This window comes from Flavobacterium chilense (assembly GCF_001602525.1).
Taxonomy (GTDB): Bacteria; Bacteroidota; Bacteroidia; order Flavobacteriales; family Flavobacteriaceae; genus Flavobacterium; species Flavobacterium chilense.
This window is the reverse complement of the sequence record NZ_LSYT01000003.1, coordinates 43,883-57,196: the sequence shown is the minus strand read 5'-3', so window position 1 is coordinate 57,196 and position 13,314 is coordinate 43,883. Positions and strand designations below refer to the sequence as shown.

16 protein-coding genes, 1 tRNA gene and 1 pseudogene are annotated in these 13,314 nt (G+C 31.8%); 6 read left to right on the top strand and 12 right to left on the bottom strand.

Going from position 1 to position 13,314, the window contains the following annotated elements; translation table 11 throughout:
- Nucleotides 1-88 precede the first annotated feature (88 nt).
- From A4F88_RS09615 to A4F88_RS09590, 7 genes are all read right to left on the bottom strand, one after another.
- Nucleotides 89-682 (bottom strand): 2OG-Fe(II) oxygenase, encoded by a 594-nt coding sequence (locus A4F88_RS09615; RefSeq protein WP_068842397.1) that lies wholly within the window; start codon nt 680-682, stop codon nt 89-91.
- A gap of 140 nt (nt 683-822) precedes the next feature.
- Entirely contained in the window at nt 823-2,286 is a 1,464-nt protein-coding gene (locus A4F88_RS09610) for an AAA family ATPase (protein WP_068842651.1), read from the bottom strand.
- A 168-nt stretch (nt 2,287-2,454) separates the two neighbouring features.
- Entirely contained in the window at nt 2,455-3,573 is a 1,119-nt protein-coding gene (locus tag A4F88_RS09605) for a vWA domain-containing protein (RefSeq protein ID WP_068842396.1), read from the bottom strand.
- A gap of 106 nt (nt 3,574-3,679) precedes the next feature.
- Nucleotides 3,680-4,078 (bottom strand): YchJ family protein, encoded by a 399-nt coding sequence (locus tag A4F88_RS09600; RefSeq protein ID WP_245179074.1) that lies wholly within the window; start codon nt 4,076-4,078, stop codon nt 3,680-3,682.
- Entirely contained in the window at nt 4,050-4,277 is a 228-nt protein-coding gene (locus tag A4F88_RS09595) for a hypothetical protein (RefSeq protein WP_068842394.1), read from the bottom strand. The genes A4F88_RS09600 and A4F88_RS09595 overlap by 29 nt, the downstream gene beginning before the upstream one ends.
- Before the next feature lie 111 nt (nt 4,278-4,388).
- Nucleotides 4,389-4,535, bottom strand: coding sequence for a hypothetical protein (locus A4F88_RS25625; protein ID WP_089480430.1), 147 nt, complete (start codon nt 4,533-4,535; stop codon nt 4,389-4,391).
- On the bottom strand, nt 4,535-5,077 hold the full coding sequence (locus tag A4F88_RS09590) for a hypothetical protein (protein WP_068842393.1): 543 nt from the start codon (nt 5,075-5,077) through the stop codon (nt 4,535-4,537). Before A4F88_RS09590 ends, A4F88_RS25625 begins: the two co-directional genes overlap by 1 nt.
- A gap of 86 nt (nt 5,078-5,163) precedes the next feature.
- On the opposite strand from A4F88_RS09590, the gene A4F88_RS09585 reads away from it, so the two are divergent.
- The 5 genes and pseudogenes from A4F88_RS09585 to A4F88_RS09570 all read left to right on the top strand — a co-directional run bounded on the left by A4F88_RS09585 (nt 5,164) and on the right by A4F88_RS09570 (nt 8,167).
- A complete protein-coding gene (locus A4F88_RS09585) occupies nt 5,164-5,415 on the top strand; it encodes a hypothetical protein (RefSeq protein ID WP_068842392.1) in 252 nt (83 codons plus the stop codon).
- Between the two features lie 316 nt (nt 5,416-5,731).
- Nucleotides 5,732-6,172: a KTSC domain-containing protein gene (locus A4F88_RS09580; protein ID WP_068842391.1), complete on the top strand. Its 441-nt coding sequence runs from the start codon at nt 5,732-5,734 to the stop codon at nt 6,170-6,172.
- Nucleotides 6,173-6,431: 259 nt separating this feature from the next.
- A complete protein-coding gene (locus tag A4F88_RS09575; protein ID WP_068842390.1) occupies nt 6,432-7,196 on the top strand; it encodes a DUF4369 domain-containing protein in 765 nt (254 codons plus the stop codon).
- A gap of 18 nt (nt 7,197-7,214) precedes the next feature.
- Nucleotides 7,215-7,601 (top strand): annotated as a pseudogene (locus tag A4F88_RS25170) (peroxiredoxin family protein); the annotation flags it as partial.
- Nucleotides 7,602-8,083: 482 nt separating this feature from the next.
- Nucleotides 8,084-8,167: transfer RNA gene (locus tag A4F88_RS09570), tRNA-Tyr, on the top strand.
- A 233-nt stretch (nt 8,168-8,400) separates the two neighbouring features.
- On the opposite strand, the gene A4F88_RS09565 is transcribed toward A4F88_RS09570, so the two are convergent.
- The 5 genes from A4F88_RS09565 to A4F88_RS09545 are packed head-to-tail and all read right to left on the bottom strand — an operon-like array spanning nt 8,401 to nt 12,310.
- Nucleotides 8,401-8,889, bottom strand: coding sequence for a hypothetical protein (locus A4F88_RS09565; RefSeq protein WP_068842389.1), 489 nt, complete (start codon nt 8,887-8,889; stop codon nt 8,401-8,403).
- On the bottom strand, nt 8,886-9,311 hold the full coding sequence (locus A4F88_RS09560; RefSeq protein ID WP_156062658.1) for a hypothetical protein: 426 nt from the start codon (nt 9,309-9,311) through the stop codon (nt 8,886-8,888). Before A4F88_RS09560 ends, A4F88_RS09565 begins: the two co-directional genes overlap by 4 nt.
- Nucleotides 9,312-9,366: 55 nt before the next feature.
- Nucleotides 9,367-10,482, bottom strand: a complete 1,116-nt coding sequence (locus A4F88_RS25405; protein WP_068842387.1) for a matrixin family metalloprotease — start codon at nt 10,480-10,482, stop codon at nt 9,367-9,369.
- Nucleotides 10,483-10,540: 58 nt separating this feature from the next.
- Nucleotides 10,541-11,842, bottom strand: a complete 1,302-nt coding sequence (locus A4F88_RS09550; protein WP_143155036.1) for a hypothetical protein — start codon at nt 11,840-11,842, stop codon at nt 10,541-10,543.
- Between the two features lie 60 nt (nt 11,843-11,902).
- Nucleotides 11,903-12,310 carry a hypothetical protein gene (locus A4F88_RS09545; RefSeq protein WP_068842385.1) on the bottom strand — a complete coding sequence of 136 codons (408 nt, stop codon included), beginning with the start codon at nt 12,308-12,310 and terminating at the stop codon, nt 11,903-11,905.
- Between the two features lie 315 nt (nt 12,311-12,625).
- On the opposite strand from A4F88_RS09545, the gene A4F88_RS09540 reads away from it, so the two are divergent.
- Nucleotides 12,626-13,261: a hypothetical protein gene (locus A4F88_RS09540; protein ID WP_068842384.1), complete on the top strand. Its 636-nt coding sequence runs from the start codon at nt 12,626-12,628 to the stop codon at nt 13,259-13,261.
- Nucleotides 13,262-13,314 lie beyond the last annotated feature (53 nt).

Sequence of the window (13,314 nt, the reverse complement as noted above, 5' to 3'; positions counted from 1 at the left end):
TTTTTATTTGATGCAAATATAATTGATATATCAATATAATTTAAAAAAAATAACAAAACTGTATCAAATTAGTTTATGCATAAAGTTTTTAATCGCTTTTTAACCAGCCTGTAATACTCATTCTTGTATTTTGTGTTACCAGTACTTCGTGAACTAATTCATTACTTTTAAAGAATACTGTTTTACCCTGTGTAGGCGAAATTTTTTGATTGTTATTTTCCTGATGAATCATCAGTTCTCCTCCATCGCTTTCTTTCCAGTTGTTGTTGAGATAACTAATCATGGAATATTTACGACCCGGATTATTTTTAAACTGATCTAAATGTTTCAGATAAAAATCTCCGGTTTCATACAAAGAGTAATGAAACTCGTAACCGGTGATTCCGGCGTAACAAGTTTGATTTAAGTAAATAATGAAAGCGTCTATCTGAGCAAAGAACTCATTTTCGAAAACATTGTTATGCTTTTTATCCAGCCAATAAATAGAATCACTTCTGATAGCACCATCATAAGACAGTTTTTCTGAATTGCCTATTCCTGCAGCCATCAACAAGCTTTTGCTATTTAAATCGAGTAAGTTTTGTTTTAAATGATTCGCTAATTCCGGGCTTAAAAAATGCTCGGATATTCCAACATTATTCTCAATATAACTCGCAATCAAATCCTCGAAACCATTTTCCATTTTACTTTGGGAAAGACTGCAAATACAGCTAACGCAGCAAGGTAGACGAAATAAAAATGGAAAGACCATATTTTATCATAAATAAAAAAAGCCTGACAGATTTTAAAATTCAGTCAGGCTCTTTTATTAAAGTTAAAAAACTACAATTTACTGATATAACTTCCGTACATATCTTTAAACTGATGTCCTTGCGCAAAGCGATCTTTGCTCAATTTTTTATATTCGACTAATCCCCACAAAATAAATTCTTTCATGAAATATTGGTCTTTTTTATCCAGTTGTGGCTGGTATTTTTTTAGTAATACGTCAAGCGGAGTTACTTCATCCAAAATGGCCTGATACTCCTTGTCTGATGCATCGTCCAGCAATTCGAAACCGCTTTCGGCAAAAAACCATTCTATCAAATCTGTATATGGTGTTTTCTCACCCGGTTTCTCTAATTTTTCGATTTTTGGTAAAAGTGTCGGGAATAACGTTCTAATTGCTGAACCTATTAGATTTTGTGCTACTGCAGCAGCTCCCTCCTGCTCTCCTTCATATACCAATTCTACTTTTCCGGTAATGGCAGGAATAATTCCCATAAAATCAGACAGTCTTAAAGTAGTTTTATCTACTCCTGCTTTTAAAGCACGACGTTCTGCTGTGCTCATTAAATTCTCAAAAGCAGTAATGCTCATTCTCGCACTTACGCCACTTTTATTATCGATGTATTCACTGTCACGAGCTTCAAAGCTTATTTGTTCCAGAATATCTTTGGCCAAACCTGGTACATAAACTAATTTATGTTGTGTTTCGTCCAGCTTAGCTTCCTGCTCTGTAATTGTTCTGGCAATTGCAACGCTTTCCGGATAATGTGTCAGGATTTGAGAACCAATTCTGTCTTTTAACGGTGTTACTATGCTTCCGCGATTGGTATAATCTTCAGGATTTGCAGTAAAAATAAATTGCATATCAAGTGGCATTCTTAATTTGAATCCTCTAATTTGAATATCTCCTTCCTGCAAAATATTAAATAACGCTACCTGAATTCTGGCTTGTAAATCGGGTAATTCGTTAATTACAAAAATACAACGATTCGCTCTTGGAATCATTCCGAAGTGAATCACACGATCATCTGCATAAGATAATTTTAAATTCGCCGCTTTTATCGGGTCAACATCTCCAATTAAATCAGCTACAGTTACATCCGGAGTTGCTAGTTTTTCAAAGAAACGTTCACTTCTGTGCAACCATGAAACTGGAGTTTGATCCCCTTTTTCAGCTATCAGATCTTTTGCAAAACGCGAAATAGGATTCAATGGATCATCATTGATTTCAGAATCTGTTACAAACGGAATATATTCGTCTAACAATTCAACCATTTTACGCGCCAAACGTGTTTTTGCCTGACCACGAAGTCCTAGTAAATTTATATTATGACGGGATAGAATCGCACGTTCTAATTCCGGAATTACTGTATTTTCGAAACCATGAACACCTTCAAAAACCGGTTTCCCTGATTTTATTTTTTCGCGAAGATTATTACGTAATTCGTCTTTGATACTTATACTTTGATATCCTGCGGCTTTTAACTGACCTAATGTGTTTATATTTTTTATTTCCATTTTTATTGAAATATCTAATTTGTTATTTAATCTGGATGATGTAAAATGCACTGATGTGCTTGTTTACGACATTCGATGTTTTAAAGAAATTCTTTGACTCCGCTCAGCATGATACTTAAGCTTTTAAGTCTTTGTTGCCTTGAGACTTTGTCACTTTTGAACCTTAAGTTAACGAACTCTTTTTTTTCTATTCGTTTCGTAATCTTCAAAAATCATTTCGCCCAAACCTTTCAATCCGGTATAAAATGCTTTTCCCTGATTGGCTTCGGTAAAATGATTGACAAAACGCTGTAAATATGGGTCGTTTGCAATCATAAAGGTCGTAATCGGAATGTGTAATTTTCTGGCTTGTTGTGCCTGGGTGTAACATTTGTCTACAATATACTCGTCGAGTCCGTTACTGTTCATGTAATATGAACCATCGCGTTCGCGAACGCAGCTCGGTTTTCCGTCAGTAATCATAAAAATTTGCTTGTTGGTATTTCGTTTTCTACGCAAAATATCCATTGCCAATTGTAAACCTGCAACTGTATTGGTATGATAAGGACCCACTTGTAAATAAGGTAAATCTTTAATTGGGATTGTCCAGGCATCGTTTCCAAAAACCAATATATCAAGTGTGTCTTTTGGGTAACGTGTTGTGATTAATTCAGCCAAAGCCATTGCTACTTTTTTAGCAGGAGTGATTCTGTCTTCTCCATACAAAATCATACTGTGACTGATATCGATCATCAAAACCGTACTCATTTGGGCTTTATATTGTGTTTCTTCTACCACCAAATCATTTTCGGTCAGCATGAAACTTTCAACACCATTATTTATTTGGGCATTTCGCAGGCTTTCTGTCAACGAAATACGCTCTAAACCATCTCCAAAACTAAATTCCCGAAATTCTCCTGTATGTTCATCGCCATTTCCGGCATGTTTGGTTTTGTGATTTCCGTTTCCGGAACGCTTTAAATTTCCGAAGATCTGATCTAAAGCTTGTTGCCTAATAGCGCGTTCTGTTTTAGCAGTGATTCCAAAACCACCTGTTCCGTCTTCTTTAACCTCGTCTTTTATGTAACCTTTCTTTTTTAAATCTTCGATAAAATCATCGATGGTATAATTTTCGTCGGTAAGTTTATATTCTTTATCCAACTCCCGAAGCCAGTCTATAGCTTCATCAAAATCGCCCGAAGTATGGGTGATTAACTCTTTGAAAATGCCAAATAGTTTTTCAAACGGAGACTGAAATGGGGCTTCGTATGTTTTAAAATAAAAACCTTTTCTAAATTCGTTTTTCATAATTCTAAAATTAAGCTATTTTAGAATTACGAAAAAAGAAACGTTTATTAATTTTTAGTTAAAGTATTTGAAATAAATGAACTAAAATTGGTAAGAAGTATATTAATTATTCAAACTTTCCGTCAAGATAATACCAGACATTATTTTCGAATTTAAAGGTCGAAAACTCATAATGAACCTGGGGTTTTGAATTTGAATCTAGAAAATAGGCTTTAAATTCAACTGTATTTTCGGTAAAACTTAGGATTTCCAGTTTTTGCCATTGATTACTTGTCGCCCATTTTAGAATTTCTGACTTTGAATAATATTTCCGTTCTGAAACATAAGTGGTTTCTACAAGATAATCTGCATGATGAGTTGCATAAGCTGAGTATCTTGAACGCATTAAAGCTAATGCCGTTGGTGCTTTTTGATCTTTTTCCAGGTACTGTCCGCAGCAATTTTCGAACTGTAAACCGGTATCGCAATAGCATTTTTTACTCTTCATCAACCTGTTCTTCTCCATTAATTTTTACATGTAACTGATTTAACAGAACCTGATATCTGCTAATTTCTCTCAGATCTTCATCTTCTTCTGCATGATCCAGCATATCGTCTAATGTTTCACTTACTTCAAGCAATTTGTTATTAGCTTCTCTATTTTGTTTTGCAGCAATCAAATCAATGATTTCCTGTACGTTTGCTTTTAAGTCTTCGTATTTCATATTTATATATATTTTTTGTCACGAATTTCACCAATTGCCACTAATTTTTAATTTCTATTGAACATAAATTTTAAAAAAATAATTCGTGAAAATTCGTGGTAAACCTATTATTTATTGCTCTTTTTTGTCTTCGTTGAATTTCTTAATGATTTCTTTTAGCTTTTCCTTACGCGCAATTTCAGCCTGTTTTACTTTGTTTTGGGCTTTATGCAATTTGTCATTATGCTTTTTGATATTCCTTTCGTTGTTGCGTCCCATTATATTTCTCTTTTAATTTCGTCTAAAGTCTTCTCTGTAAATATCAATTCATTGATAATTTGTTCTCTTAACTTCTCAATATCATCATAATCAAAATATTTTGCCCAAGAGGTTAATTGCTGCAAATTTCTGATTTGTTTTAATCTTTTTGCAGTTTCAAAACTGGTTCTCAAGATTGCTTTTTTATCATATTGTGGATTATTTTTATGCTGATAATTTGCTGTGTTTTTATTAAAATCTGCCTCTATATAATATAACTTATCTTCGGCATTATCAGGATAAAACTCATTCCAGGCTGCAAAACCTATTTTAGTTTTAGAAGGTGTTTCCGGATCCATTGCTATCAAACGCCACTTGCTGTTGGCCAATCTTCCCCAATGATTTGAAACACGATACATTCCGGCTTCGGTATAATAATAGGTACTTCCGGCTTTACTTTCAAACTGTTTCTTCAGACCTTCAATTTTATCTGAAAGCACCTCATGAAAAACACAAAAGGTATTTTTGAACGAATTAGGATGTGGCTTAAAGTTTTTTTGCATGTGCAAATATACTGAGATTGTCACGAACTCCCTAAAACAAAGATAAATTGATTAACTTTGTACCTTCAATTTTAAAATAAAAAATCATGTCTAAAGATTCACACGAAAAAATGTTGCAAAAAGGAGTTTATACCGGCATCATAGAAAAAGATGAAAACAACAATTATTTTTGTGGTGAATATCTTTTAGATTATAAGATAGCTCACACTAATTTTGAGATTGGTGACTGGATTACCATAAAATCTGTAATTGAAAATCCAAGTGATATTAGTTATGATAAATATCCAAAGAAATCAAAAAACTTTAATAAAGCGAATAATAAGCCTGAGGATAAATAGTGTTGTTTCAGGTTTCAATTTGAAATGAGGAGATTTAACCGCAAAGCACACTAAGTTTTTTACTTTAGTAATAATGAAATATAAAGTTCGCAAAGCTATATCTGCATGAGGCTTTGCGAACTTTGTGCTTTATAAAAGCCTGTATGTAAAACTTAAAGTGCTTTGCGGCTAAATATGTATTTACAAATAACTTTTCTGAATATTTTTTCGATGAAAACTGAAAAGTTAAAAAAAAGTGTACCTTTGCAAAAAATTTGTCGTTTTGAAATAAAAAACACCCATTTCAAACTAACAGACAATAAGTTACCTTTTATTTATGAAAAAAATAGTTGAATACCGTAAGTTACTAGAAGTAGACAAAACTGCAGAGTTAAAAGATTTAAAAACGATTTATCGTAATGCAATGAAAGAATCACATCCTGATAAATTTCAAGGTGATGATGCTGGTTTAAAAGCTGCAGAAGAAAAAAGTAAATCTATTATTGAAGCTTATCACTTTTTAGTAAGCATTCACCCTGATACTATCAAACTTAATTTACCTGAATACACTGAAACAATTTCAACTTGTTCTATTACAGATTATAAATTTGTAGAAGGCCGTTTAATTATTGATTTCTCTAACGGAAGCGTTTACGAATACATCAGTGTTCCTAAAGCTACTTACGTAAAAATGGTAAATGCTGATTCTCCTGGAAGATTCGCAAAAAGACATATTTTAAACTCTTTTACGTGGAGAAAGAAAACAAATCAAGAATAGATTTCTTCTAAAATATTCCTACAAGCACTCTGACATCAGAGTGCTTTTTTTATGCGTAAAATTTAAAAAATTATCAATTTATACTCATTATAATAATACAATTAAGAGTTTTTAATCAAATAATACCAACAAACACCCTGATTACATGAGAATTAAGCTTAAAAAAACTATAACAAAATTTTAGGTTACAAAATTCTTTCTGTTTTATATTTTTAGATACTTTTGTTGCACAAATCAATTAACTAATTAATTTTTTATAATGAAAAAAATACTTTTTTTACTTACCGCTTCTGTAGCGATTATTTCATGCAGCAAAGTTAAAGACGGAGAATACTTAATTACCGGAACTGCAAAAGGAATTGAAAACGGAAAAACAATCATTCTTCAAGGTCAGGATCCTAAAACAAAAATGCCTGTAGCCCTTGACACTGTAAAAGTGGAAAATGGAAAATTCGAAATAAAAGGAAAAGTAACTGAGCCAGCTTTTCATACTTTAATTCTTCAGGATGCTAATGGTCCAATTCCTTTTATATTAGAGACAGGAGAAATTACTATCGCAATTGATAAAGATAGTATTCACAAATCTAAAATATCAGGAACTTACAATAACGATGAGTATACAAAGTTTAATGAAGATATGACAAAAACTCAAAAAAGTTTAATCGATTTTCAGAAAAAAAACACTCAAAAAATGCAACAAGCTCAACAAGCTCAGGATACTGCTACAATCAACAGCTTGATGAAACAATACATGACTTTACAAACTGAAGTTCAGGCTAATTCTAAAAAGAAATATTTAGCTTACGCTGAAACTCATCCAAAAGCATTTATCTCTGCTTTAATTGTTCAAAGCATGATTAATGATCCAAGTACTGATATTAAAAAAGCTGAGGCTTTATACAACTCATTAGATGAGTCATTAAAAAACAGTACTACTGGTAAAGAAATTAAAACAAAATTAGGTGAAATGAAAATGCCTGCAGTTGGAGCATCAGCTACTCCTCCTGTTGGTAGCGCTAAATGAAGAGCAGATTTTTCAGCTCCTAATCCTGAAGGAAAAGTAGTTTCTCTAAAAGAAAGTTTAGGTAAAGTTACTATTGTAGACTTTTGGGCTTCATGGTGCGGACCATGCAGAAAAGAAAACCCTAACGTTGTAGCTATTTACAAAGAACTACACGCAAAAGGATTAAATATTATTGGTGTTTCTTTAGATAAAGAAGCTGCTGCCTGGAAAGAGGCTATCGCCAAAGATGGTTTAACCTGGACTCAGGTATCAAACTTAAAATTCTGGGATGAGCCAATTGCTAAGCAATACGGAGTAGAATCTATTCCGGCAACCTTTATTCTTGATGCATCAGGAAAAGTAGTTGCTCAGGACTTAAGAGGACCTGAATTGAAAGCGAAAATCTTAGAGCTTTTAGCTAAATAATACCAAGTATTCAATACAACAAAAAAAATCTCCCTGGTGGAGATTTTTTTGTTTTTAGACAGCCAATATCTAGAAAAGTATATTATTTCAAAACAGGAATAAAAATACAGCCTGAAAAGGAACTATTGCAAAGATGATTTAATCTGTAGAGATATTTAATATTTTTAAAATAATACAATTTCTAAGTACTATCAAATAGAAGTTATTTCTTCATTTTTAATTCTAATACATGAATAATAGCAATGGCTGGCGACTTTAAGAGTCCTAAATTGAAAGTAAAAAAGACAAAAATACCATACAAATAATCCTACTTTTATAAAAAACCACATAAATAAGCTTTTTTTATTTTATTCAATTCCAACGAATTAAAAAATAACTTTAAAATAACTTAAAATTAAGTACTTTTTTTGTTTGGAAATGTAGAAAGAGTTCCTATCTTTGCCACCGCTTAGAACAACAAAGCACAACAAAACAAAGCTTAAGGGGAGATACTCAAGCGGCCAACGAGGGCAGACTGTAAATCTGCTGTGTGAACTTCGCAGGTTCGAATCCTGCTCTCCCCACCAAAAAAGTCCTAATGAAAATTAGGACTTTTTTTTATGTTCAAAAACTCGAAAATAAATATGGAAAACATGCGAATCATTAGATTTACAGGTTTTTTATTTTAAACTGCTTTTCATTTTCTTAACCGAACTAAATCTGTCTGGCAGAGTTGTGACACAATGCTAATCAAAGAAACAAATACTCAATGAAATCAAGGTTAACAAAAACAAGATTCAAATATTTATTATGCTATTTTTTAATCTTTTTTAAATTTTAATCTATTTGTGCCCTGATTAAATAGCTTGGGATGAATCTTAAGAGATATCTTAAAACCAATATTGTTACCATTTGATTTATATGTTAACAATTCTGGACCAAATGATAAATCTACATTGATCAAATCAAAACCAATATGAGGATAAAATGAAAAATAAGAATCATTGTTTTCATTTTTTGAACGGAAACTCGCTTCTATTCCAGCTTCTACAAATATTAGAGTATACTGCAAGTTTGCTGATAAACCAATCGCTTTATATTCAGGAATATATTCTAAATAATAATTATGAGCTGGTCTGGACCAACCCCAATTGTCTTTAAACTTTAAAAAATTATATCCGACCCCAAAAGAATATTTTTCCAGTGTGCTATATCCAAACTTCACAGAAGGCCCATGAACAGTATTTTGACTAATAGATTTTGATTGAAAAAATATTAGAAAATATAAAATAAAGATTAACTTTTTCATGTTTTATAATAAAAATATAGTTTACGGTTCACCTCTTCACCTTGTTCAACAACTATTCTGATAGTATTCTTATTTCGTATCTTGTTGATCGCATTACAGATGTCCACAAAAAAGAAATCACCACGCTGGATTTTAACTATTTCTGACACCCAACGATCAGGTCCTAAAACTGAATCATCTTCTAGTTTTATATTTTTACTTTCTTTATTTTGCATTTTAAAGTTTTTAATCCTAGTATCTTTTTCTGGTAGCGAGGCATTTCCCGTGTAAAAGACCCAATATTCATTTTTACCAGTTTCCACAAGGATAGACGTCTCCGGATTATGAATAACTTTGTTCAAAATAAATCCAATCTTAAGTGGATCTGTCGTGTATATAGCTGTTTGATATTCAGCTTTTGAATTTAAACCTATTTGTTCCATGATTATTAATTGTTTTATTTTTATAATTTCTTCTTTAGTTTCTCTATTTAACCTATTAAGCAGAACATGTGCATTTTTGCACAGTTCCATAAAAAGAACAAATTTTAAAAGTTATAGGCTGACTCATTGTTACAAAAAAACATCCAAATACTTTCCAGGCGCCTGGAGCTAAAGTAAAAGGTATATATTCAAAAACTTCTCTTCCCTCATAGAGCCAGGTTTTTGTGACACAACCCGTGATGGTGTTAGCACTGTGTATATTTGTGAGTCTGTAATAGCTGTATCCATGTACTACACATGAAAACTGATCTGCATAATAATTATCAGCCCTTAAGTAATTTACAGACCCGTCTGAGGAAGGTTCAGCATTGATTTGTAAAAGTTGTAAACCAGGCGTTGCGCCAAAATCAATTGTTTTACTCTTACTCATATGATAAGAAACGAACTTTTTAATAGGAGTTCCATTAATTTCGGTCAATTGATTACTCCATACTAATTGATACAATTTTTTTAAATCTTCAATATCAGTGTTTTCTAACTTACTCTTTTCACCATAATTCATAATTGAAAAAGGTGTATCTGTTCCAAATAATTCGCTTTTCCATTTGGTTTCACTAATGTTAGCAAAAAAATGTCTTAGTCCAAAAATATGTCCCATTTCATGCTCAATAGTTTCTATTTGTTCCTGATAGGTCTGTTTAAACATTGTTGGATAAATGTAAAATGTATTTTGTCCTGCACCGGGAAAAAATGCCGATGCTAATACGCAGCCTGAATTATCACAATCCTCCGTGTGCATATCTATTTCAAAATCCCACCCGTCTCTGACTTCATGAAATTTTACAGGCCATGCATCTTTCCAACCCATTGTTGCTTGCACAAAAAGTTCTCGTACACCATTTTTTGCAGCTTCAGGATTTTTAAAATAACTATCAAAAGATTTACTGAATCGCCAGTTCAAACTTACACCTACATCCCAAAGAGGAATAAATCCACCCGTACCTACCCTAATTTTATTAGGATTCATATTATCTGGCTCTGGATAACCTTTAGAATCAGTAACGCAAATTACCTTATTGTTGTAAACATGACGATATTCTTCAGCTGGCAAAAATGTTGATGTATTTAAATCAAAAGCTGACTCAGTTTTAGTTGTTTTCTTTGTTTCCATTTTAGTTTATTTATTTTACAATTAAAAGTATTTTTATTCTATTAAGCTTCATTTAAAATTACTGTATGAATTTTCCAAAAGTAAATCCGATATTAATTCCTACAAAATGATCCTTGTTGACTTCTTTCCATACAAGTTCAAAATTAACTGACGGCTTTCCTTCCTTATCTTTTAAACTAAAAGGTATTCCAAGTTTCCAGTTTAAGGTATCATACTTTCCAAAAGTCTTATCTATCCCAGAACTAAAGCCAAATATACCATCTAGGATAAAAAAGCTGACAAATTCGGCACTTAAAGAAGGTGTTATGAATTTTTGAAAATCACCTCCATAAACCGTTTTATTTTCTTCAATAAGAAAACTATTCTGAGGGCTATATACAGGAAGAGTATATTTCGTAAGCGTCTCTGTTTCTACATTATTATTATTTTTGATATTCCCAAATCCACTGATGTAACATGACTGTCCACTACTCCATTTCCAATATTTTGTAGCTCCAGCAGTAATATACCAAGGATAAAAATTTTCTTTTTTGACCTGAGTTGTAGATATATCGTTTAATATTTCATACTGACGTGCTGAAACAGGTATATACGTTTCAACTGAATACCAATGATCTGTACTGAGATTATACAACCTGAATTTCCGCATATAATCCACTTCTTCTTTAGCAATTTTTTTATAGAAATCGGTTTGTTTTTCCTTAGTAGTTTTATCATCTGAGACATTATCATAAACTGCTTCCTTAATGAGTTTTTCAATTGCATTTTCTCGGAAAGTGCTCATTTTTTCTTCTTGTTCTCCCTCATAATAAATGCTACCATTACCTATATAATGGAACTTTATATTAAATCCTAAATCGTTTTGCAACTTCCCATTTTTATAAATTGATGTAAAATCATCATCAACTTTGCCTTTGACTCCAGTAGTAATCAAAAAACGTACAGCATCTGTTTCATCTTTCCTGGTATCAAAAGTGCCTCCCAAAAACAATGTTTCATCAGCAGTACTTAAAACCGCATAAGCTTTTTGGAAAGTAAGATCTTTTGAAGATGTCACATAACTTGATATTTCTGAGGCAAAAAATTGATTTAATGCAGAGGGTGTTAATAGTAGTTTACTGCCTTTATCATTTTGCTGCCTTACAAGTGCAGTAATGAAATTTGATTTCGCGCCTGTGATCATAATGACTTGAGGAATAATCGTACTATCTATAAGTTTATTGATACTATTATCCTTTTCATTTATACCAATATCTCGATAATATTTATCAACGGCATCTTTTATATACTTGGGTGGATCATTTTGTGCAAACATTAAAAGGCTGAAAGAAAGCAACAAAAGGGTAAATATTTTTTTCATAGTTAGAATATTAAAGGTTTAGTTAATTAGATTTGATATCAATTATGTGATATTCTTTACTTATCCTTTATAGAAAAGAGGTATCAATAAAGTATATAGAATCAAGATCACAGAAGTAATTAATTCAAAAGAAAAACCAAGTACATCATTTGTATAAGGTGAAGCTGTTGCAAAGGCCCAAATTAAAAATCCAATTGTTGAAAACAGGAGTTGACCTTTCTTTGAAACTCCAGAGACTTTCATCAAGTAAACAGGCGTAAGAATCATTAGAATAAGGATGATAATCCATAATAAATTAGACTGGTCTGCATTTGGCTTATGCTTTGCAAAACCTATTATTAAACCTGATATCGTAACATAAGCAGCAATAATTTCTGCTGGAATCAGCTTTATTAATCGGTCTTTAAAATCATTTGTGACTACATTTTGCGCTTGCAATTGTTGGACTGATTTAATTTCTCTAGGCATAATTTTTTGATTTTAATTCTGCTTACTCTAAACACCATTTTCAGCTGCCTGGTTGCATTATTTCTAATATGCATTCCAAAAGTACTTCGATCTACAATTTCGTGACTTGGGTAAATACCCAAGAAAAATGTAGTTTTTTAACTAATCATTTAGCTTTTAATAATTTGTGTTTTATTTACAGGAAAATCGCTACTTTAGCTAAAGAAATGATTAATAGGGGTAAAATCTGATAAAATAGGGTTTTACCCTACTATGTAGGTGAGCATAATTATAAAATTTGAAGAATAAATTATTAACCCTTAAATAACTTTAATCATGAAAAAATGTACCCTAATTTTAATGGCTATTTTAACCATTGCAGCGTGTAAAAAAGAAAAGGAAGGCAGTCCAGAGGCAAATAATAATGCAGATCAGAAAATGCTAAATGTTGAATGCATTACTTTAGAGGATTATAATACCATAACTAATTTAGATGGACAAATAGCATGGCTGAAAGAAAAAGGAGATAGTGTTTGTAAAGAAATACTAGAGAAGGTTGTCTTAGAGATTCATCAAGTAAAAGGTAAAGTTACTAATCAAAAAGGAAAATATTCTATAAGTTGGGCACAACTTAAAGATACTATTAAAGATTACGGATACAATAAATATCTCAGATTGGAAGTTAATAATGAAAAGCAAGAAGTCTTGGGACTGAGCATGGTATCAGACTACAAAAAGGGGGCTTATTGTTTCTCCACAGCTTTAATAAGAAGTCTGGCTAAAAGATATGTTAAAAATGATAATGCCGAATTTCATTTCAGTTTTGCTATACTAGATAAATCTGTAGAACCTGTTGTTATCATTCAGGTTAACGACCCTAGTAACAGAGGATCGGTCAATGAAACATATTTTGATTATTCAACTGATCCTTCAAAAAAGGATAAGAATCCTAATCTTAATATACCATTGTAAATAAAAACAAATGAATCTATTAGATATTATTAATCCAATAAAAGCATGCGTTT

What these genes read in the sequence shown, in the direction of transcription:
- A4F88_RS09615 (WP_068842397.1), bottom strand. Translation starts at nt 682, where the DNA reads ATGGAAAATGGTTTCGAGGATTTGATTGCGAGTTATATTGAGAATAAT.
- A4F88_RS09610 (WP_068842651.1), bottom strand. Translation starts at nt 2,286, where the DNA reads ATGGAAATAAAAAATATAAACACATTAGGTCAGTTAAAAGCCGCAGGA.
- A4F88_RS09605 (WP_068842396.1), bottom strand. Translation starts at nt 3,573, where the DNA reads ATGAAAAACGAATTTAGAAAAGGTTTTTATTTTAAAACATACGAAGCC.
- A4F88_RS09600 (WP_245179074.1), bottom strand. Translation starts at nt 4,078, where the DNA reads ATGGAGAAGAACAGGTTGATGAAGAGTAAAAAATGCTATTGCGATACC.
- A4F88_RS09595 (WP_068842394.1), bottom strand. Translation starts at nt 4,277, where the DNA reads ATGAAATACGAAGACTTAAAAGCAAACGTACAGGAAATCATTGATTTG.
- A4F88_RS25625 (WP_089480430.1), bottom strand. Translation starts at nt 4,535, where the DNA reads ATGGGACGCAACAACGAAAGGAATATCAAAAAGCATAATGACAAATTG.
- A4F88_RS09590 (WP_068842393.1), bottom strand. Translation starts at nt 5,077, where the DNA reads ATGCAAAAAAACTTTAAGCCACATCCTAATTCGTTCAAAAATACCTTT.
- A4F88_RS09585 (WP_068842392.1), top strand. Translation starts at nt 5,164, where the DNA reads ATGTCTAAAGATTCACACGAAAAAATGTTGCAAAAAGGAGTTTATACC.
- A4F88_RS09580 (WP_068842391.1), top strand. Translation starts at nt 5,732, where the DNA reads ATGAAAAAAATAGTTGAATACCGTAAGTTACTAGAAGTAGACAAAACT.
- A4F88_RS09575 (WP_068842390.1), top strand. Translation starts at nt 6,432, where the DNA reads ATGAAAAAAATACTTTTTTTACTTACCGCTTCTGTAGCGATTATTTCA.
- A4F88_RS09565 (WP_068842389.1), bottom strand. Translation starts at nt 8,889, where the DNA reads ATGAAAAAGTTAATCTTTATTTTATATTTTCTAATATTTTTTCAATCA.
- A4F88_RS09560 (WP_156062658.1), bottom strand. Translation starts at nt 9,311, where the DNA reads ATGGAACAAATAGGTTTAAATTCAAAAGCTGAATATCAAACAGCTATA.
- A4F88_RS25405 (WP_068842387.1), bottom strand. Translation starts at nt 10,482, where the DNA reads ATGGAAACAAAGAAAACAACTAAAACTGAGTCAGCTTTTGATTTAAAT.
- A4F88_RS09550 (WP_143155036.1), bottom strand. Translation starts at nt 11,842, where the DNA reads ATGAAAAAAATATTTACCCTTTTGTTGCTTTCTTTCAGCCTTTTAATG.
- A4F88_RS09545 (WP_068842385.1), bottom strand. Translation starts at nt 12,310, where the DNA reads ATGCCTAGAGAAATTAAATCAGTCCAACAATTGCAAGCGCAAAATGTA.
- A4F88_RS09540 (WP_068842384.1), top strand. Translation starts at nt 12,626, where the DNA reads ATGAAAAAATGTACCCTAATTTTAATGGCTATTTTAACCATTGCAGCG.